Annotated in this window: 18 protein-coding genes and 1 tRNA gene; 13 read left to right on the forward strand and 6 right to left on the reverse strand. The window is 64.7% G+C overall.

Annotation, left to right across the window (positions count from 1 at the left end):
• Window positions 1–214: 214 nt before the first annotated feature.
• The gene (locus tag C0541_RS15615) at window positions 215–406 is read left to right on the forward strand and encodes a hypothetical protein (RefSeq protein WP_115049712.1); all 192 of its coding nucleotides are present in this window, start codon (window positions 215–217) and stop codon (window positions 404–406) included.
• 128 nt (window positions 407–534) lie between these two features.
• On the opposite strand, the gene C0541_RS15620 is transcribed toward C0541_RS15615, so the two are convergent.
• The gene (locus C0541_RS15620) at window positions 535–2,430 is read right to left on the reverse strand and encodes a YbhB/YbcL family Raf kinase inhibitor-like protein (protein WP_202975394.1); all 1,896 of its coding nucleotides are present in this window, start codon (window positions 2,428–2,430) and stop codon (window positions 535–537) included.
• Window positions 2,431–2,467: 37 nt separating this feature from the next.
• Complete coding sequence (adhP, locus tag C0541_RS15625) at window positions 2,468–3,496, reverse strand: alcohol dehydrogenase AdhP (protein ID WP_115049717.1); 1,029 nt, start codon at window positions 3,494–3,496, stop codon at window positions 2,468–2,470.
• A 609-nt stretch (window positions 3,497–4,105) separates the two neighbouring features.
• On the opposite strand from adhP, the gene atpC reads away from it, so the two are divergent.
• The 3 genes from atpC (at window position 4,106) to C0541_RS20790 (ending at window position 6,465) form a co-directional block, all read left to right on the forward strand.
• The gene (gene atpC, locus C0541_RS15630) at window positions 4,106–4,648 is read left to right on the forward strand and encodes an ATP synthase F1 subunit epsilon (RefSeq protein WP_238601341.1); all 543 of its coding nucleotides are present in this window, start codon (window positions 4,106–4,108) and stop codon (window positions 4,646–4,648) included.
• Window positions 4,649–4,719: 71 nt separating this feature from the next.
• The gene (locus C0541_RS15635; RefSeq protein ID WP_115049721.1) at window positions 4,720–6,225 is read left to right on the forward strand and encodes a DASS family sodium-coupled anion symporter; all 1,506 of its coding nucleotides are present in this window, start codon (window positions 4,720–4,722) and stop codon (window positions 6,223–6,225) included.
• Between the two features lie 15 nt (window positions 6,226–6,240).
• Complete coding sequence (locus C0541_RS20790) at window positions 6,241–6,465, forward strand: hypothetical protein (protein WP_153064996.1); 225 nt, start codon at window positions 6,241–6,243, stop codon at window positions 6,463–6,465.
• Window positions 6,466–6,559: 94 nt separating this feature from the next.
• On the opposite strand, the gene C0541_RS15640 is transcribed toward C0541_RS20790, so the two are convergent.
• Both C0541_RS15640 and C0541_RS15645 read right to left on the reverse strand, forming a co-directional pair.
• Window positions 6,560–6,633: transfer RNA gene (locus C0541_RS15640), tRNA-Gly, on the reverse strand.
• A gap of 119 nt (window positions 6,634–6,752) precedes the next feature.
• A complete protein-coding gene (locus C0541_RS15645; protein WP_115050410.1) occupies window positions 6,753–8,537 on the reverse strand; it encodes an autotransporter outer membrane beta-barrel domain-containing protein in 1,785 nt (594 codons plus the stop codon).
• A gap of 191 nt (window positions 8,538–8,728) precedes the next feature.
• On the opposite strand from C0541_RS15645, the gene thiS reads away from it, so the two are divergent.
• From thiS to C0541_RS15665, 4 genes are all read left to right on the forward strand, one after another.
• The gene (thiS, locus tag C0541_RS15650) at window positions 8,729–8,929 is read left to right on the forward strand and encodes a sulfur carrier protein ThiS (RefSeq protein ID WP_115049723.1); all 201 of its coding nucleotides are present in this window, start codon (window positions 8,729–8,731) and stop codon (window positions 8,927–8,929) included.
• Between the two features lie 49 nt (window positions 8,930–8,978).
• The gene (locus C0541_RS15655) at window positions 8,979–9,773 is read left to right on the forward strand and encodes a thiazole synthase (protein ID WP_115049725.1); all 795 of its coding nucleotides are present in this window, start codon (window positions 8,979–8,981) and stop codon (window positions 9,771–9,773) included.
• Window positions 9,774–9,944: 171 nt separating this feature from the next.
• Complete coding sequence (gene trmB, locus C0541_RS15660) at window positions 9,945–10,703, forward strand: tRNA (guanosine(46)-N7)-methyltransferase TrmB (protein WP_115049727.1); 759 nt, start codon at window positions 9,945–9,947, stop codon at window positions 10,701–10,703.
• A 75-nt stretch (window positions 10,704–10,778) separates the two neighbouring features.
• Entirely contained in the window at window positions 10,779–12,641 is a 1,863-nt protein-coding gene (locus C0541_RS15665) for an SLC13 family permease (RefSeq protein ID WP_115049729.1), read from the forward strand.
• A gap of 240 nt (window positions 12,642–12,881) precedes the next feature.
• Here C0541_RS15665 and C0541_RS15670 read toward each other — a convergent pair whose 3' ends face one another.
• Entirely contained in the window at window positions 12,882–13,223 is a 342-nt protein-coding gene (locus tag C0541_RS15670; RefSeq protein ID WP_115049731.1) for a Rieske (2Fe-2S) protein, read from the reverse strand.
• A gap of 250 nt (window positions 13,224–13,473) precedes the next feature.
• Between C0541_RS15670 and C0541_RS15675 the strand changes: the two genes are divergently transcribed.
• From C0541_RS15675 to C0541_RS15695, 5 genes are all read left to right on the forward strand, one after another.
• Window positions 13,474–13,749: a hypothetical protein gene (locus C0541_RS15675; RefSeq protein ID WP_115049733.1), complete on the forward strand. Its 276-nt coding sequence runs from the start codon at window positions 13,474–13,476 to the stop codon at window positions 13,747–13,749.
• A gap of 219 nt (window positions 13,750–13,968) precedes the next feature.
• A complete protein-coding gene (locus C0541_RS15680; RefSeq protein ID WP_115049735.1) occupies window positions 13,969–14,682 on the forward strand; it encodes a fumarylacetoacetate hydrolase family protein in 714 nt (237 codons plus the stop codon).
• A 60-nt stretch (window positions 14,683–14,742) separates the two neighbouring features.
• Complete coding sequence (mscL, locus tag C0541_RS15685; protein ID WP_115049737.1) at window positions 14,743–15,174, forward strand: large-conductance mechanosensitive channel protein MscL; 432 nt, start codon at window positions 14,743–14,745, stop codon at window positions 15,172–15,174.
• A gap of 110 nt (window positions 15,175–15,284) precedes the next feature.
• The gene (locus C0541_RS15690) at window positions 15,285–16,703 is read left to right on the forward strand and encodes a M28 family peptidase (protein WP_115049739.1); all 1,419 of its coding nucleotides are present in this window, start codon (window positions 15,285–15,287) and stop codon (window positions 16,701–16,703) included.
• Between the two features lie 186 nt (window positions 16,704–16,889).
• Entirely contained in the window at window positions 16,890–17,942 is a 1,053-nt protein-coding gene (locus C0541_RS15695) for a LacI family DNA-binding transcriptional regulator (protein WP_115049741.1), read from the forward strand.
• A 264-nt stretch (window positions 17,943–18,206) separates the two neighbouring features.
• Here C0541_RS15695 and C0541_RS15700 read toward each other — a convergent pair whose 3' ends face one another.
• Complete coding sequence (locus C0541_RS15700; protein ID WP_115049743.1) at window positions 18,207–19,850, reverse strand: glycoside hydrolase family 6 protein; 1,644 nt, start codon at window positions 19,848–19,850, stop codon at window positions 18,207–18,209.
• Between the last annotated feature and the right edge of the window lie 715 nt (window positions 19,851–20,565).

Raw genomic sequence — 20,565 nt, forward strand, 5'->3', positions numbered from 1 at the left:
GAGCCGAAGTGGGCCCAGATTGCTGGGCCCACCGGCGTCCGGATTCGCCCCCTCATCGCGCGGGACAGGTGCTGGCACACCCTTGCCGTGCGTTTGCGGGTCCGCTATAAGCTCCCCCAAGCGGGCTTTACAGCACCGACGTAGTGACTAGGTGAGCCAGCGCTTCAGGGTCAGACCAGGAGCGGGGCGACCGTTTGTGCATCAAAGGGCAGAAATGCAACGACTGATCAATGACCTGGAAGTGCTGCTGGCAGCGTGGGATGCGCAGGCAACCAATTTCGATTCATGCGACATGCCTGCGTCTGCACTTGCCTTTCGTGAATGCCGGCGACGCCTGGGCTTGGTCCTGGCATCGCATGCCGGCGCCTTCGTCGCCCACGGGACAAAGGCCAGCGCTCCGCCCTGACGGGCGGGCATGGCCAAAGCGCTTCGCCACCCGGCCCGCCCCCCAGTGGCGAACGCCGATCCCACTGAGGGAAGGAGCGGATGCCAAGGTGCTGAACCGCTGCCCTCCGCTCGCGCCCTCCCCGGCAGTTACTTCAACGGGGCGACCGTCTGTGCGTAGGTGCCCAACGTCTCGCCTTTCGCCAGGACGTGTCCCGACGCAGCGGCAAGTACCTCGTCCCGGGTGGCACCAGGCTTGACGTCCAGCAGGGTATCGAGCGCCAGGACCTGGAAGTGATAGTGATGCGGCCGATCGCCCACTGGCGGGTGCGGCCCGTAATAGCCGACCGAACCACGGCTCGTTACTCCCTGCAGCACGCCATCGGGCTCGGTCAGACGCATCTGCTCCTGCAAGCCCTCGGGCAGCTGGGTGACCTTGGCGGGAATGTTCCAGGCCACCCAATGGACGAACGGGGTAACCGCCTTGGCATCCGGGTCTTCCATGATCACGACGTAGGACCTGGCCTTGGCAACCGCTTTCCATGACAACGCCGGCGAGACGCCATCGGCATAGTCGCTGAAGCGCTTGTCCATCGCTCCGCCGCTGGCAAACGCGGGGGCAGTCACGCTGAGCGCCCCCTTGGCGCTGGTCTCGGGCCGGGCCAGGGCGAGCGGTACCGCATTGCCCTGGTTGACCTGTTGCTCAAGCGACGCCGCTGGCGCCGCGTTGGGTTGCCCTGCTGCCGCAGCGCGGGCCGGTGCGCCCTTGGCAGAGATGCGGTAGATGACGCCGTTGGCATCGTCCGAGACCAGCAGCGCGCCGTTGGCCGTCTCCGCAAGCCCGACCGGCCGTGCAAAGTGTTTCGTGCCGCCTTCGGTCAGGAAGCCGGTCACGAATGGCTCGAAAGCGACCGGCTTGCCGTCCTCGAACCTGAGTCGCACCACCTCGTAGCCGGACGCCGGCTTGCGGTTCCACGAGCCACGGAAGGTGATGAAGGCATCGCCCCTGTAGTCGGCCGGAAAGGACGCGCCCCGGTAGAAATGGAACTGCATGGCAGCAGCGTGGGCGGTATAGCCCAGGACCATTGGTTCGCTGATGGCCGCCCACTGCTGCTTGGTCATCTCGCCCTGCGGCGTGCTCTGCGGGTTGACCCCGTCCTTGCCCCAGATATGGGGCCAACCGTATTGCTTGCCCCTGACGATGTGGTTGAGCTCCTCCGGCTGGATCTCATCGCCCAGGAAATCCATGCCCTGGTCCATGCCCCAGAACTCGCCGGTCGCAGGGTCCCAGTCGAAGCCGATGGTGTTGCGCAGGCCACTGGCAAAGATCGTGCCGGACTTCCCATCGGGCGACACGCGCAGCATCGTCGCGTGCTCGGGGTTGGTCTCGTTGCACGCATTGCAGGTCGAGCCGACGCTCAGATACAGCATGCCGTCCGGGCCGAATGCCATGGTTCGATTGGGGTGCTGCCCGCCATCCGGTAGATCGCCCACCAGCAAGCGGAGTGGCCCCAGGGTTCCGTCTTTCAGAATCGGGGCGACGAACAGTTCCTTGACCGTGACCAGGTAGAGCTGGCCGTTGCGAACCGCCAGGCCATGCGCTCCGGATCGGTTGGCCACCACCTTGGCGGGTGCGTCGAGCTTGCCGTCGTCATCGGCGTCCTTCAGCAGCAGCACATCGCCCTGATCGCGGCGGGACACATAGATGTTGCCGCCCGGGGCCACGGCGATGATGCGGGCATTCTTCAGCCCGGTTGCGAGCGGCCTGATCTGGAAGCCTGCCGGAACGTTCAGCCCCGCCATCTGACCAGGACCGGCGTCCACCTTGTCCGGCTTGAAGGTGTGCACCTGCGCCGGCACGTCGGTGCCGTCCCCTTGCTGCGCGTGTGCGTGACCGACCAACAATCCGAGCAGTGCTGCGGACACAATGCGGCGCATGTGGCTCTCCCGATGCATGAACAAGGCGCTCCAGGACTGCCGAATGGATCGGCAGCCGACCAGGTCTTTTTGCACGAGATGCGTGACGGGAACAGCAAGGCGTTGCATGCTCCTCAGTCTGGACCGACGCCGCCCACCGGCTTGCTCAATCCGCAAGGCTCAACACCACGCGACCTTCGATGGCGCCCTGGTGCATGCGGGTAAACACATCATTGATGTTTTCGAGCCGGTCGATCTGCACCGTCGCGGCCACCTTGCCCTGCTCTGCAAACTTCAGCGACTCCTGCAGGTCCAGGCGGCTGCCGACGATCGAGCCCCGCACGGTCACGCCGTTGAGCACCATGCCGAAAATGTCGAGCGGGAACGTGCCTGGCGGCAGTCCGTTGAGCGAGACCGTGCCGCCGCGACGCACCATGCCAACGGCTTGCTCGAAGGCCTTGGGCGAGACTGCCGTGACCAATGCCCCATGCGCGCCGCCGATCTCTTTCTTCAAGAATGCAACCGGGTCGTGCGTCTTCGCATTGACCGCCACAGTCGCGCCCAACCGCCGGGCGAGGTCCAGCTTGGCATCGTCCACATCGACCGCAGCCACATTGAGCCCCATCGCCTTGGCGTATTGCACCGCCATATGACCCAGCCCGCCAATACCGGAAATGACGACCCAGTCGCCAGGCTTGGTGTCGGTCATCTTGAGCCCTTTGTAGACCGTCACGCCTGCGCAAAGAACGGGAGCGATCTCGACGAAACCGATGTTCTTCGGCAAATGGCCTACATAGTCCGCGTTGGCCAAGGCGTACTCGGCAAAGCCCCCGTTGACGGAATAACCGCTGTTTTGCTGAGCCTCGCAAAGGGTCTCCCAGCCGCCCAGACAGTGCTCGCAATGCCCGCACGCCGAGTAGAGCCAGGGGATACCAACGCGATCACCCTCCTTGATGTGGTGCACGCCCTCGCCCACCGCGACGACATGGCCGACCCCCTCGTGCCCTGGAATAAACGGCGGGTTGGGCTTGACCGGCCAATCGCCCTCCACGGCATGAAGGTCGGTATGGCAGACACCACAGGCCTCGATCTTGACCAGGATATCCCCGGCCGCAGGACGCGGCACCATCACTTCCTCGATCACCAGGGGCTTGCCGAACTCTCGCACCACGGCAGCTTTCATGGTTCTGTTCATCGGTATTCCTTGTGTTATGGACCCAGTGCGTTGCGGCGCGGCCTGCCTTGGAAAGCGGCATCGATCTCCATCACTGCAAACCGATGCAACGCAGCGCCGGCGCTTGTTTTTGCCACGCCTTGCTGGTGTTTCTCGGGAAACATGGCTTGGCTGAGAAACCCTGCTGTTTCGTGTTGATGTCAATCCTTCCTGGAAGGCAAGGCTGGAGTGAAGCCTAGCGCCCTCACCCCAAGGCCGCTTTGCGCTCAATCAATTTGTCCGTAGCACGAGCGCTTTCCAGGTTACGACAGGCATGCGGCTGGATGGCGGGCACGCACACTCCGATGCACCCTGCGGAAGAGCATCAGCTTTCCGCATACGTGGAATGGTATTTCTTTAATAACCAAGCCCGAGCAGGCCGGTTTTCTCCAGTACGCACATCATCGTTGTTTTCCCACAGCCATTCGATCCGGGTTGATCGAGATCAAGGCAGCCATGTATGGTGCGATGCACCATGGGACCTGAGGCGCACATTGCCTGGCACCCCGTTGAATGCCGACGTCGCGCCGCGGCGCAAGAAAGAAAAGCTGTTGCAGGGACAACGGCGCCAGATTTTCAAGGAGTGTGGAAATGCAGCTTGGTGGAAAATCAGCAGCAGCGACCGGTTCTGCGCAAGGCAGCGAGGCTTCTTCAAGCAAGGCCTCGGACGGACACGCCATGCACGCACACGCATCGGCCCACCCGAGCCCCGCCTTCATCGCCAACGCGCAGCAAGGGTTTGCGCTGAGCGTGGTGAGTCTTACGGGAGCCCAGTGGGAAGGGCGCGTCCGCGAGGTCAGTCTTCCAGGGGAAGGGGGGCGATTTGGCGTGATGGCAAAACACACGCCCATGCTGAGCACCCTGCGCGAAGGCATGCTCCTGATCTATCCGGAAACGGGCGAGTCGCCTTTCCAGCTCTATGTGTCAGGCGGCTTCGTCGAGGTCCAGCCGACGCATGTCACCGTCCTGGCTGACCTGGCGCTGCGAAGCGAAAACCAGGACAGGGCGAAGGCCGAAGTTGCAAAGACAGCCGCAAACTCACCCATGGCAACAACGCTCACCGACGCCGCTTACGCGCAAACGCATGCCGAGCTTATGCATCACTTTGCGGCAAGCCCACGCGCAAAGCCTTGATGACTGGAACCGCTACGCATATCGCTTCAAGCAGTCTCCGCTTGTTGGACGGTCATTGAATAGGGCCCATCATGCCAAGTCGCGTCAAAGCAGCATTCCAGTATTTCAACCAAGCCGTGCCGTTCAAGCTGCCTCAGGCTTTGGTGACAACGGCGGTGCTTATCGCATTGCTGCTGCTCCCGTGCCCTGAAGGCCTGACGCCCAAGGCCTGGGGGCTGGTCGCCATTTTCCTGACCACCATCATCGCGATCATCCTCAAGGTCATGCCCATCGGGGTGATGGCGATGATGGCCATCGTCATCGTCGCGCTTTCCCAAGTCACGTCAACCAGCTCCAGGGGCGCGATCACCGATGCGCTCAGCAGCTTCTCGAGCCCGCTCATCTGGCTGATCGTGGTCGCGATCCTGATTTCCCGTGGCCTGAAGAAGACCGGCCTGGGGAATCGCATCGGCATGGTGTTCATTGCGCTGCTGGGCAAACGGACGCTGGGCATCGGCTACGGCCTGACACTCTGCGAGCTCCTGCTCGCCCCCTTTACCCCCAGCAATACCGCGCGTGGCGGGGGCATTGTTCACCCCATCATGAAGTCGATTGCCAACTCGTTCGATTCCGATCCGGCCAAAGGCACGCAAGGCAAGGTCGGCACCTACCTGGCATTGGTGAACTACCACGCCAATCCCATCACCTCGGCAATGTTCCTCACCGCCACCGCACCCAATCCGCTGGTGGTCGATTATGTGGCCAAGGCAACGAACCAACAGCTGCACCTGTCCTGGACGACCTGGGCGCTCTGCATGCTCCTACCGGGGCTGGCCTGTCTGATCGTCATGCCGCTGGCCATCTACCTGCTGTCACCTCCGGAACTGAAGGTCACCCCCAACGCGGTGGATTTCGCCAAGGGCGAATTGAAGGCGATGGGGCCGCTGACGGCGAAAGAAAAAGTGATGATCGGGACTTTCGGCCTGCTGCTGGTCCTTTGGGCGAACATACCCGCGATGATCTTCGGCCCCTCGTGGACACTGGATCCCACGGTCGTGGCATTCGTCGGCCTGTTTACGCTGATCATCACCGGCACCCTGGACTGGGACGATGTGCTTTCCGAGAAGAGTGCGTGGGATACGCTGGTGTGGTTTGGCGCGCTGGTGATGATGGCCGAGCAGCTCAACAAGCTGGGCGTGGTTGGCTGGTTCACCGAGGCCATGAAGGGCGCCATCATCGCCAGTGGAATGGGATGGAAAGCCATCGCCGGCGTGCTCGTCCTGGCCTTTGTCTTTTCCCATTACCTGTTCGCCAGCACCACCGCCCACATCAGTGCGATGCTGCTTGCGTTCCTGGGCGTGGGGGCACTGCTCATACCGCCGGATTACGTCATCCCCTTCATGCTCATGATGACCGCGTCTTCGGCGATCATGATGACACTGACGCACTATGCCACCGGGACTTCGCCCATCATCTTCGGCAGCGGCTACGTCAGCCTGGGTGCGTGGTGGAGGATCGGACTGATCATGTGCCTGCTTGAGCTTCTCATCTTCGCTCTCGTCGGCAGCACCTGGTGGAAAGTCCTTGGCTTCTGGTAGATCTTGGATCGTCCCATGAGCAGCAAGCAAGCACAGCGCCTGACGCGCCGCCTGGCAACGGCGAATTCATCGCGCAGCGTGGAGCAGCATCTGCGCATCCCGCAGGGCCTGCGACCGAGGGCTGCCAGGAAACGGCAGGACGTTTGCCTGCATGCCGCGTGGCACACCGAAACCGACGCATGGACAGATGGCATGCGGGCCGGCCGGGCGCGGCATCATCGGGAGCTTAGGGAAGTTTGATACCTGGATTGATACCTCAAGGGGCATCGCAGGGAATCGTCAATCGGCCTGAATATCCAACTCAATCAACCAGTTATGGACTGAGCACAAGCGTTGGAGCGGGCGATGGGAATCGAACCCACGTCAGTAGCTTGGGAAGCTACAGCTCTACCATTGAGCTACGCCCGCGCGGCGTTGTGAGAGTGTAGGCGGGCGCGGGTGTCGGGCGCAATGCGCGGACGTGACGAGGGCCGGTTGCCCGGCCCTCGTGTCTTGCAAGGTTGACGCCCGCACCTGTGCGGCGCGGATCAGAAGTTGCCGCTGAAGTTCACGAACAGCGTCGCATCGCGGGCGCTGCGCTGTGCGGTGGTGGTGCTCAGGCCGATGTTGCTCTGCAGGCCCCACAGGCCGGTGCGGGCGCCCAGCACGACGGTCGCATAGTTGCGGTCGAAGTTCTGGCCCGGGACGGTGTACATGCCCACGTCCGGCATCGACTGCAGCCAGGCGCTGGCTTCGGTGCCGTCCTTGAACTCGTGGTCGTAGGTCGCCTGCAGGTACGGCTTGACCATTGCGCCGTCCAGGCGCACCTGGAAGCCGATGCGGCCGACCATCGAATCGATGTCCTGATCGGCGTAGCCCAGCGCAGTGGAGCTCGCGTTGTTCTCGGTGTAGCCGTCGAGCTTGAGCTTCTGCCAGGTCAGCCCGACCACCGGGCCATACTTGACGTTGCCTTCGCCCAGCGAATAGCCGGCGTTGACCGCGGCGGTGAGGTTGCTGCCGTCCGGCGAGCCGCTGTGCACGCGCGTGGCCGGCCCGAGCTGCACTTCGCGGTCGACGTCGTAGCTGAGCCAGCTGTAGCTGACCTGAGCGTTGACCCAGACCGGGCCGGTGTACCAGCCGAAGAAACCGCCCAGCGTGGTGTCGTCCTGCTTGAAGCTGCCGTTGCGGTTGCCGAAATCGGCATCCATGCTGCCGAAGCCGGCAAAGCCGCCGAACACCAGGTCGCCAGCCGTCCAGTCCACGCCGAACAGGCCGGCCGGGGCCATGCCGTCGTACAGATCGGCGTGGTCGTAGCGCTGCATGTCGCCACGCACGCTACCCCACCAACGCAGGCCATCGGCGTCCGGCTTGCCGTCCAGATGCCAGGCCACCTGATCGGCGCGCGCGCGGCCGATGGCCTGTGCCGAATGCGTCAGCACCTGCTGCAGGCGCGGCGCTTCCAGCAGCGAGATGGCGTACTGGCCCAGGATCTGGTGGGTGGCGGTGGTCGGATGAATGCCGTCGGCAAACACATAGGTGTTCGGCGCGTTGGCGGCGACCAGGCTGGTCGGGTTGCACGCCGGCAGCGGCACGGCCGGGTTGCAGGCGGTGCTGGTGACGTTGCTGAAGCCGTAGGTGCCGGGATCGGCGACCACTTCCTGCAGGATGTGGAAGGTGTCGACCGGGATCACGCGCAGGCCCGCCGAGCGCAGGCCATTGAACAATGCGGTGTTGTAGGCGGTCGCCGCCGCAGTGCCCTGCGCCATCGCGGCGGCACCGCCGGCGCGGAAGCGCGGGGTGATGCCCACGTCCGGAATGGTCGGCACCATCACGTAGCGCGCGCCGGCGGCCTGCAAGGCGCCGACCGCACCGACCTGCGCGGTGACCGCGTTGCCGATGATGGCCTGCGCCTGGGCCGGCGCCGTGGCGGCGGCGAGCAGATCGTTGGCGCCGCCCCACACGGTGTAGAGCGCGTTCGGGTTGGCCTGGCCGCCGTTGGCGCTCAGGTAGGTGTTGATCTGGCTGGTCACCGAAGGCGCGGCGCCGAGCACGCTGGTCGAACCGGCCTGGATGCGCGCACCGCCGGCAGCGTAGTTGTCGCCGGTCTGGCCGTTGCCGTTGGGCGCGGCATTGGTGCCGTAATGGTCGGCAACGTATTCGGCCCAGACCCAGCCCGGGTTGGTGGTGAACTTGCCGGTGACCGCGCGCGAGGCGGCCGGCAGCAACGGGCTGTAGTAGCCGCTGTCGGTGAGGCTGTCACCGAAGAACACGGTCTGGTCGAACGCAGACGCGGCCATGGCCGGGGTGGCCGCAAGGGCGATGGCAACGGCCATCATGGAACGGATCGGGCGAAGAGTTGTAGCCATCGGAGTGCCTGCTCAAGTGTAGGGTGGAACTGGACCGGACCCGCATGCGTACGCCGGCGAATGGCACATGGTTCCACCCTCGCCGCCCGCGCTCACGCTGCATTGCCGCATAACGCAAAAACGCGCGCCCTGACGGCGCGCGATGCCACAATGATGACATGAACATTCAACTCAACGGCACTGCGCGCGACGTTCCCGACGACTTGCTGCTGGCAACCCTGCTGGAGCAGGAAGGTCTTGCACAGCGGCGCGTGGCGGTGGAGGTCAATGGCGAAATCGTGTCGCGCGGGCGGCATGCCACGCACCACCTGCGTGCCGGCGATGTGGTGGAGATCGTGCACGCATTGGGCGGCGGCTGATGCGGCGCGCGGGCCGGCGCAGCTGCGCGCGATCGGTGATAATTGCCTGATGACCAATACCGCCCCCTCTGATGCGCTGATCATCGCCGGCAAGCCCTACCGCTCGCGCCTGCTGACCGGCACCGGCAAGTTCAAGGATCTGGACGAAACCCGCTTGGCCACCGACGCGGCCGCCGCGCAGATCGTCACCGTGGCGATCCGCCGGGTGAACATCGGCCAGGACCCGAACGCACCCAGCCTGCTCGATGTGCTGCCGCCGGATCGCTACACGCTGCTGCCCAACACCGCCGGCTGCTACACCGCCGAAGATGCGGTCCGCACCTGCCGGCTGGCGCGCGAATTGCTGGACGGCCACAACCTGACCAAGCTGGAAGTGCTCGGCGACGAGCGCACGCTGTATCCGGATGTGGTGCAGACGCTCAAGGCCGCCGAGCAGCTGGTCGCCGACGGCTTCGAGGTCATGGTCTATACCTCCGACGACCCGATCCTGGCCAAGCGCCTGGAAGAGATCGGTTGCGTGGCAGTGATGCCGCTGGCTGCGCCGATCGGTTCCGGGCTGGGCATCCAGAACAAGTACAACCTGCTGGAAATCATCGAGAACGCCAAGGTGCCGATCATCGTCGACGCCGGCGTGGGCACGGCCTCGGATGCGGCGATCGCGATGGAGCTGGGCTGCGACGGTGTATTGATGAATACCGCCATCGCCGGGGCGCGCGATCCGATCCTGATGGCCAGCGCGATGCGCAAGGCGATCGAGGCCGGGCGCGAGGCCTTCCTGGCCGGGCGGATTCCGCGCAAGCGGTATGCATCGGCGTCCAGTCCGGTGGATGGCGTGATTGGATGAGTGGCTGGGCTGCGTTGACAGTGCAGTCGATGCGCAAGGCTTGGCGGTGTGAGGTGCCGGGTGTGGCCGTTGCCAGATCGCGCATTACTGCGAGTACCCCTCACGCCCTACCCTCACCCCAACCCCTCTCCCAAAGGGAGAGGGGCTTTGTTTTCTGATGTGACTTGACTCATGACCGATCCTTTCACCAGCGACGGCGCCAAGATGCCGCCCAAGCCCTTCACCATCGAAGAGGGACGCCGGCAGGTGCGCAGCTTCGTGCTGCGCCAGGGCCGCTTTACCCCGGCCCAGCAACGGGCATTCGATGAGTTGTGGCCACGCTTCGGCCTGGACTACAGCGGTACGCCGCGCGATCTGGATGCGGCGTTCGGCCGTCCCGCGCCCAAGGTGCTGGAAATCGGCTTCGGCAATGGGGCGGCGTTGCGCTTTGCCGCGCAGCAGGACCCCAGCCGCGACTACATCGGCATCGAGGTGCATGCGCCCGGCGTCGGCCGCCTGCTCAATGCGCTGGACGAGGATGGCAGCACGCATGTGCGCCTGTATCACCACGACGCAGTGGAAGTGCTCGAGCACGAGATCGCCGATGGCGCGCTGGACGAAGTGCGCATCTACTTCCCCGATCCGTGGCACAAGAAGCGCCACAACAAGCGCCGCCTGATCCAGCCGGCGTTTGCGGCACTGGTGGTACGCAAGCTGCGCCATGGCGGCCGCCTGCACGCGGCCACCGACTGGGCCGATTACGCCGAACAGATGTGGGACGTGCTCGACGCCACACCGGGCCTGGTCAACCGCGCCGGCCCGCGCGGCCACGTCGAACGCCCCGCCTGGCGCCCGCAGACCCACTTCGAAACCCGCGGCCAGAAGCTCGGCCACGGCGTGTGGGATCTGCTGTATGACCGGGATTCGGGAGTGGGGAGTGGGGATTCGTAACAGCGCCTTCCCGCACACTCGACGCCACAGCAGCTCACCGAATCCCCACTCCCCACTCCCGAATCCCGGCCCCTGATGGATACCGCGCTGACACTGACCAACGATATGAAGCTCGTCCTCGGGCTGGTCGGTTTCACGATGGCGATGTTTTTGTTCGAGCGCATTCGCGCCGACGTGGTGGCCTTGATCGTGCTGGTGGTGCTGGGCGTGACCGGGCTGGTGGCGCCGGAAGAACTGTTCGGCGGCTTTTCCGGTAACGCGGTGATGAGCATCATCGCCACCACCATTCTCGGTGCGGGGCTGGAGCGCACCGGTGCGTTGAATCGCCTGGCAAGCTGGTTACTGCGGCGCTCGCACGGCAGCGAACAACGCCTGATGATGATGACGCTGGCCATCTCCGGCCTGAACTCGTCCTTCATGCAGAACCCGTCGGTGATGGCCTTGTACCTGCCGGTCGCCTCGCGGCTAGCCGCGCGCACCGGGCTGACCCTGCAACGCATGTTGCTGCCGATCGCCGCGGCCATCGTGATGGGCGGCGCGCTGACCATGGTGGGCAATTCGCCGCTGATCCTGCTCAACGACCTGCTGGTGTCGGCCAACAACAACCTGCCCTCGGGCATGGCCAGCATCGAGCCGTTGACGATGTTCGCGCCGCTGCCGATCGGCGTGGCCCTGCTGATCGCCGCACTGCTGTACTTCCGTTTCTACGGCGACCGCAAGCTGATCGAGGAAGAACGCCTGATCAACGAAGGCGTCACGCCCTCGCGCACCGAGAGCTATTTCGCCAAGACCTACGGCATCGACGGCGACGTGTTCGAGCTCACCGTCAGCGCCGAAAGCCCGCTGGTCGGCATGACCCTGGGCGAGGCCGAGGCGCTGCACGACGCGCCGTTGCTGCTGGCGCTGAAGACCGGCAACGACACCCGGCTGGCGCCGCCGGCGGACATGCGCATCTGGGTCGGCAGCGTGCTCGGGGCGATGGGGCCGCGCCAGGAAGTGAACGACTTCGCACAGAATCAGTTCCTGCGCATGTCCTCGCGCCTGCGCAACCTGGGTGACCTGTTCAATCCCAGCCTTGCCGGCATTTCCGAAGCATTGATTCCGCCCAACTCGCGGCTGATCGGCAAGACCGCCGCCGAGTTGCGCCTGCGCAAGCAGAGCGGCATCAGCCTGCTGGCGATCAACCGCGACAAGCAGGTGATCCGCGAGGATGTGCGCAACGTGCCGCTGCGCGGCGGCGACATGCTGGTGTTCCACAGCATCTGGCAGGACCTGGCGCAGGCGGCGGAAAGCCGCGATTTCGTGCCGGTGACCGACTTCCCCAAAGGCGAGCAGCGCCCGCACAAGTTCAAGATCGCGATGGCGATCTTCGCCTTCACCATCCTGATCGCGCTGACCTCGCGGCTGCCGGTGGCGCTGACCTTGATGACCGGCGTGGCCTGCATGCTGGTCAGCGGCGTGCTGCGCATGGACGAGGCCTACGCCTCGATCAACTGGAAGACCATCTTCATGATGGCCGGCCTGATTCCACTGGGCTGGGCGATGGACAGCAGCGGCACCGCGGCCTGGGTGGCCGGCCATACCATCGACCGCCTGCCCGAGGGCATTCCGGTGTGGGCGCTGGAAATCAGCCTGGCGCTGCTGACCACTGCGTTCTCGCTGGTGATCAGCCATGTCGGCGCCACCATCGTGATGGTGCCGATCGCGGTCAACCTGGCGCTGGCGGCCAACGGCAACCCCACGGCATTCGCACTGATCGTGGCGTTGTCGGCGTCCAACAATCTGATGACCGCCTCCAACCCGGTGATCTCGATGGTGGCCGGCCCGGCCAACTACCAGCCGCGCGAGCTGTGGCGCGTGGGCGCACCGCTGTCGCTGATCTACATCGTGGTGATGGTGTCGATGATCAACCTGATGTTCTGGTGGGCAGCGCGCTGAACCGGCGTGATCGCCGGCGACAGCGATCGCTGCAGATACGCGCGCAGATGGAGCGACCATCGATGCTGCACGTCAGGCGCACTGCACGCCTCATCGCCAGGCACGAGACGCAGCGACGACTCCAGCTGCTGCCTGAAGCGGGCTGACGACTGCTGGCGATGTCCTGCCAGCCGCACACTGCTCCAGCCTCGGCCCGCACACCTTGCGCTGGCGCGTGTGACGCCGGCTCAGCGCGGCGACCTAGCCAAGCACCACCTGCGTCCCTTCGATGCGTACCGGCACCGCCAGCAGCGATTGGCCGCGACACGGCCCGCTGATGCATTCGCCGCCACTGAGCTCGAACGCTGCACCGTGCGCTGCGCAGACCAGGTGCCCTTCCTTGGTCTTGAGGAACTGGCCGGGTGCCCAATCCAGCCGCCTGCCGGCATGCGGGCAGACGTTCAACCAGGCGCGCACCTGGGCACCATCGCGATACAGCACCAGCGACTCCGCGCCGCCGTCCCACGTCGCTTCGACTTCCAGAAATCCGGCATCGGGAATCTGCGCCAAGTCGGCAAGCGTGGTGGGCGATGGCGAAGACATGCGGTCTGCTGCTGGAGGACGGACTGCGATTGTGGCACGCGCCTGCGTCGTGCCAACGCCATGCGGTGGCTGCCACCTACGCATCTACTGCCCTCATGGAGAAGCGCTCCGGCCGACAAGGCGAGGCGCCTGGAGCGCACCGGATGTGATGCACTTAACGAAACGGGCCATTGTTTAACGAAGTTTTCACTCAATGACATGAAACCGCAACGATACTGCGGGCCTGTTTCCTGCCCGGCAGCCCACCGCCATGCCTGCACGTCTCTTCCAATTCGGCAACCTCCACCACCTGTTTGCCCCGCGCAAGCCGCGTCACCCGCTGGTGCGCGTTGCCGCCGGCATGGCGGGTCTGGTCATCCTTGCGGTGCTGATCTTCTTCAGCGTGTTCGTGGGCGCGGCGATGATCCTGGGCGGCATCGCCTGGAAGCTGCTGAGCAAGTCGAACCGTCGCACGCCGCAGCAGACCCACGTGGTCGAAGCCGAGTACCGCGTGGTGCGCAAGCCCGCGTTGCCGTTGTCGCACTGACGCGCCACGCCACCGCCATCGGGCGCGGTGAGCATTGAATCCTGATGTCGCTGCGCGCATGCCCTGGACGGCATGCGCGCTTTCGCCTGCGCCGACGCAGACCGCGATCCCACGAACTGCCAGCCAGGCGGCGCGATGCACTCCACGCGCAGCACGGCGGTTCCGTCATGCACGGGCAAACGGCTAGACTCAGCTGCCCCGTTCCCCAAGGATGCGTGCATGACCCACGATGTGATTCCCGCCGCCGACGTCCCGCGCATTCCGGTGGTGGGTGGCGGCAACTTTCCGGTGCACCGCATCTACTGCGTTGGCCGCAACTTTGCCGATCACGCGCGCGAGATGGGCGCTACCGCACCTGCCTCCAGGGCCGAACGGGGCCAGCCGACCTTTTTCATGAAGCCTGCCGATGCGATCGTGGTCGGCCACGGCGACCGGATTCCCTATCCGCCCGGCACCAGCGAGCTGCATCACGAAGTGGAGCTGGTGGTGGCACTGGGCAGCGATGCACCGGCCGGCGTGTTGCCGGTGGATCAGGCAGAGGCGCTGATCTATGGCTACGGCGTGGGCCTGGACCTGACCCGGCGCGATCTGCAGGCCGCCGCCAAGGCCAAGGGCCTGCCGTGGGACATCGCCAAGGGCTTCGATCACTCCGCACCGATCAGCGAGCTGGTGCATGCCGGCGAGGTGGGTGCGCTGGAGGCCTTGAACCTGTCGCTGGAGGTCAACGGCCAGGTGCGCCAGCAGTCGTTGCTGGACCAGATGATCTGGAACGTGCCGGAGATTTTGCATGAGCTCTCCAAGCTCTATGCATTGCGCGCGGGCGACCTGATCTTCATGGGCACGCCGGCCGGCGTCGGCCCGCTGCTGCCGGGCGATCAATTCAGCGCACGCCTGGAAAACGTCGCCGAGCGCCACGGCATCATCGCGGGCTGACACGCCGCCCGCTACGATCACGCTGCGGCAGTTGGTCCGCGACCGCATCTGGAGTGCGCTATGGGAATGGTCAGCGAATTCAAGCAATTCGCGATGCGTGGCAATGTCATCGACCTGGCGGTCGGTGTGGTCATCGGTGCAGCGTTCGGCAAGATCGTCACCGCGCTGGTGGAAAAGATCATCATGCCGCCGATCGGCTGGGCCATCGGCAATGTGGATTTCTCGCGTCTGGCCTGGGTGCTCAAGCCTGCCAGCGTCGATGCCACCGGCAAGGAAATTCCGGCGGTGGCCATTGGCTATGGCGATTTCATCAACACCGTCGTGCAGTTCGTGATCATCGCCTTCGCGATCTTCATGGTGGTCAAGTTGATCAACCGCCTGACCCATCGCAAGCCGGATGCCCCCAAGGGCCCGAGCGAAGAAGTGCTGTTGCTGCGCGAGATTCGCGATTCCCTGAAGAACGACACGCTGAAGACACCGGGCGTGCCGTAAGCGGGCACATCCGCTGTGCAACGTCGCGCGGGAGGATGACCTTTCGCACGCAGACGGGGGACCTCGCGCTGATAAGCTCGGGGTCCCCCTTGTCGTTGGAGCCGCCCCGCATGCGTCGCCTCGCTGTTGCCATCTCTGCCCTCCTCGCTTGCGCGCCCGCGCTCGCCGCACAGACCACCATCGCCGATGGCGCACTGCGCACCGCCGCACAGCTGCGCGAACAGGCCCTGGCCGACACCACCGGCTTTGCCGTGGTGGAATCCCTGACCACCGAAGTCGGCCCGCGTATCGCCGGTGGCGAGGCCGACCCGCGCGCGGTGGCCTGGGCCAAGGCCAAGTTCCAGTCGCTGGGCTTTGACAAGGTGTGGACCGAGCCGGTGAGTTTTCCCAAGTGGCAGCGGCGCAGCGAACAGGCGGCGGTGATCGGCGCGCATGCGCAGCCCCTGCACATCACCGCCCTGGGCGGCAGCCCGGGCGGCACCGTCGAAGGCGAGGTGGTGCGCTTCGACAACCTGGCCGCACTGCAGGCCGCACCGGCCGGCTCGCTGGCCGGCAAGATCGCCTTCGTCGATTATCAGATGACCAAGGCGCGCGACGGCAAGGATTACGGCAATGGCGGCGCGGTGCGCAGCAAGGGCCCGTCGGAAGCGATCCGCAAGGGCGCAATCGGCTTTGTGATGCGCTCGGCCGGCACCGACTCGCACCGCGTGCCGCATACCGGCATCACCCGTTTCGATGACGGCCTGACGCCGGTACCGGCAGCGGCGCTGTCGGTGCCCGACGCCAACCAGCTCGCGCGCCTGGCCGCGCTGGGCAGCACGCGTGTGCGGTTGGCACTGGACTGCGGCTGGGATGGCACGGCGACCTCCTACAACGTGATCGGCGAAATCACCGGACGCAGCAAGCCCAAGGAAGTGGTGGTGATCGGCGGGCACCTGGATTCGTGGGATCTGGGCACCGGCGCGATCGACGATGGCGCCGGCGTGGCGATCACCATGGCCGCGGGCCACCTGATCGGCCAACTCAAGCAGGCGCCCAGGCGCACGATTCGCGTGGTGGCCTTTGCCAACGAGGAGCAGGGCCTGTACGGCGGCAAGGCATATGCGGCCGCGCATGGCAAGGATGCCAAGGACATGGCGCTGCATCAGATCGGCGCAGAGAGCGACTTCGGGGCCGGGCGCATCTATGCGTTCAACACCGGCTCGGCCGCACCGGAAGACTCGCGCGCCGCGACCAGGCAGATCGCCGAGGTGCTCGCGCCGTTGGGCATCGCATATGCGCCGGACAAGGGCGGCCCCGGCCCGGATGTCGGGCCGATCTCCGCCAAGGGCGGCGCATGGGCATGGCTGGCGCAGGACGGCACCGACTACTTCGACCTGCACCACACCGCCGACGACACCCTGGACAAGATCGACCCCAAGGCGCTGGCGCAGAACGTGGCGGCCTACACGGTGTTTGCATACCTGGCAGCCGAGGCCGATGGCGATTTCGGCAGTCGCGCGAAAAGCGTGCAACCGCCGAGCGAATAACTGCGACGGAAGGCGTCGCAGGCGCCCTTGTTGAGGGCGAGCGGCACGGATGACGCGCACGCGGCGCGTCGTCCGTGCCGATACCACCATCGACAGCGAATGCCAGCGGCCAGGCACGTCGCGGTACTGCAGGCCTCGAGCGTACCTGCTGCCCTTTTCGCCTCCACTCCAGGACGAGCACCCACAATGGCGGCCAAGCGCCAACGCAGTGCCAACAACGCAGCAACCTTGCTGGATGTCGCCAAGCACGCCGGCGTCTCGCCGATGACAGCCTCGCGCGTCATCAACCGTCACCCGCATGTCGGCGAGGACATGCGCGTGCGCGTGGAAGCCTCGGTGCAGGCATTGGGGTATCGCCCCAACCTGGCGGGCCGTTCGTTGCGCACCAGTGGCCTGTTGCGCATCGGCGTGCTGTACAGCAATCCCAGCGCGGCCTACCTCAATCAATTCATGCTCGGCCTGCTCGAACAGAGCAGCCTCAATGGCAGCCAGGTGCTGGTGGAAAAATGCGGTGCCATCCGCAGCCAGCGTGCCGCCACCGAACGCTTGCTGGCAGCCGGCGTGGACGGCGTGATCCTGCCTCCCCCGTTATGCGATTCGCGCCAGACCATCGCCGAACTCGATGCACGCGGCATCCCGGTCGTGGCAGTGGCCAGCGGCGCACCGATGGCGCAGATCAGCTCGGTGCGTATCGACGATTACCAGGCCGCGCGCGCCATCGTCGACCACCTGGTCGAACTGGGCCATCGCCGCATCGCCTTGATCAAGGGCGACCCCAAACACACGCCGAGCGCGCTGCGTGCCAACGGCTATCTCGACAGTCTGCAGGCTGCAGGATTGGAGATTGCGGAGAACCTGATTGCCGAGGGACTGTTCACCTATCACTCCGGGCTGCTCGCTGCGCGCAGCCTGCTGGCCCAACCCAGGCCACCGACCGCCATCTTCTGCAGCAACGACGACATGGCGGCGGCGGCGGTTGCGGTTGCACACGGACTGGGCCTGCGCGTGCCCGAGGATGTCTCGGTGGCAGGCTTCGACGACACGCCGGTCGCCACCACCATCTGGCCCGAACTCACCACCGTGCACCAACCGGTGACGGCGATGGGACGCGCGGCAGTGTCGTTGCTGGCAGATGCGATCCGCCAACGCCGCAAGGGGGATGCCGCGCAGGGCGTGCATCAGGTGATGAAGTACACCCTGGTCAAGCGCAGCTCGACCGCCGGGCCACCCGAGGAATGACGCGTTGAGGCGTCAGCGTGCAGCGAATGGGTTGAAACTGGATGCCAACGATCAACCAGGAACATTGCCTGCGCGCATCGATTCGCCACCCATCGGCAATCGCAGCGCCGCACTGCGTGCGTCGATGCAAATGACGCCGCACATCCGACGAACGCCCATGGCGGCCAGCTGCCGCCATGGGTTGACACGACATCCGGTCAGCGCGGCCAGGTGTGCCGTCCACGACGGATGGACACCGGCGTCACCGGTGTCGATCCGACCGCGTCACTTCACCGGCCTTGCGCGTACCACAGCCGATGAGGCGCTGGTCCCGGCCATGCCGTTTGCCGTCACCACATAGTCGTAGTCCGCACCGTTGGTGACGGACCGATCGACATACGACGCCGTCGCGACATTGGAACCAATCGTCGTAAACGCACCTGCAGCAGCTGCACGACGCTGCAGCGTGTAGCTGGTTGCTCCCGCTACCGGCGACCAGCTCAGCCTGACCTGGCGATCGCCGACGGTGGCAGTCAGACCGCGTGTTGCGCTCGGCGCCGCGCTCGTTGCGGGAGCGGCGACCGCGGTGCCGGCGGTTGCGATCGCCGGGTACGCGTTGTTCACCAGCTCGACGAACTGGTTATGGAACCAGGCACCGGAGATCGGCGCGCCGGCCAGTGCGCCGGTCAACACGCCATCGGCCGTGGTGTAGGTCGGGTCGCACATCCGATCGAACCCCTTGCCCTCGTTATTGGAAATGAGGGTGCTGGAGCCATCGGACTCGCCCGGTGGCTTGACCCACGCATACGCATCCAGATGCGGACCCGGAGCTGCGGTGGGGAGCGCACCAATGCCTGCCCCGCTCTGATTGCACCAGTTGCCACGGTGCAGGCGACGGTCGATGCGGCCGCTATTGACGTAGGTATTGATGTCGCTGCCAAACGCGCCGACCGGACGATTCGGCCCGCCCCATCCGTTACGGCCGGTATCGACGATAAAGCCGATCGTGCTGGGCCAGCCTGCGCCGACGAAGCCGCTGTACAGGGCCTGGGTAAAATCGGTCTCATCGAAGTAGGGATTCCACTCGTAAAATTTCGCCGACTTGATCGGCTGCCCGTTCACGCTCAACTCGGGATTGGGCAGATTGGGTTCGTTCAACGGCGTGGTATTGGCGGTGTTGGTGACAAAGCCGTCCACGCTTGCCAGGCCGGCGCTGGTTCCCTGCACCACGCGGGTATACAGCGCGATCGACGGGCCGCGATTGCTATCCCAGCCCAACCATCCGGAGTGACCGATATCCAGATAGTTGTAGGTATTGGGAATGGCGTGCAGCTTGTTGAGCGCATACTTGATGCCTTCCTCGTAAATTCCCGTGGAGTTGGCCAGCGCGCAACGCATGTCATTCAAGTTGGTGACGAGGTTTGGCAGGCTATCGGGCTCGATCACATTGACGATGCGGATATCCCTGTATTTCGGATCCGCGAAGATCGCCGCGATGACGTCGATATATTCTTTCTTGTAGCGCTCCAGCGCCGCCGGGGTCAGCGGCAATTCGCCATTGGACGCCAACGCGTGACAATCGCGGCCAGGCAGATCGTAAATGACGAAGCTGGCGGTGATCGGCGTATTGGCTTTTTTCTGCGCCAACGCGGCATCCAGGTGCCCCCGCAGACCGAGCCGCCCGGCATTCGCCGACCCGCCGGTGATCGCAGCGATACGATCCAGCCAGACCGCGGTGGGAATGGCCTTGACCCTGCCCATCTTCTCCTTCAATGGTGCACCTTTCACCTTCGCAATCGAGGCGTCGACTTTCCTGGCGTAATCGGGATTCACATACCCGCTTGCACCCACGAAGGGGTTGTCGACGCGCACCTGCGCGCAGACGCCGGCGACGAATAACGGATTCAATGCCAATAGCGATAACGCCATCGAGCGCCGGAGGTTATGACGGATACCCTTGCTGAATTTCATTGGATTCACCTTGTTTTTAATCGAATGGTGTTTATTCAAAATCCAAGAAGCGCTGCCTCGTGGCCTGCCTTGTTCCTCTTCAGGGCACCCATCAGAGATGTCCGGAGCCAATCAAACGCGCTCCGTCGGCGTCCCGCCGAAGAGCATTCGCATGGCATGACATCGACAATGTCCGCACCGACATGCAGGCCAATAGCCTGTTTGTGTGCCGTGACATCACCTAAGACCTCAGATTCATTGGAAGCGAATGCGGCCGCACCGACGTTATCGTCGCGACGATTGCCTCCGTGATATGCGGATTATCTCCAGGGAGCGATTGAGCGATCAGCGTGGAATGCTGTGCCTGCGAACGGAGTGGTCGGTTCGCCATGCGGAAACTACGCCGCACAACTGGCATAAGCAATCGTCAAACATTGCGTTTGGGCACAGATCCAAAGACTGTCCATAGCGACATTTCAACTGCAGGCATTACTGCACAAATGGATGTGCCATTACGCACAAAAAAACGGCCGCATCGCTTCCCGACGATGCAGCCGAATGGGAGGGTGCCCGACGTTGCCGTCGGGCGTCTTACAGCACCGGCACGCCGGTGACGGGAAGAAAGCGAAAGGACCGCCTGGAGAGGGACAACAGAAGATCATGTGCGACACGGGGCAGGGGTGCGCCGTGTCGC

This window comes from Xanthomonas arboricola (assembly GCF_003353015.1).
GTDB lineage: Bacteria > Pseudomonadota > Gammaproteobacteria > Xanthomonadales > Xanthomonadaceae > Xanthomonas > Xanthomonas arboricola_E.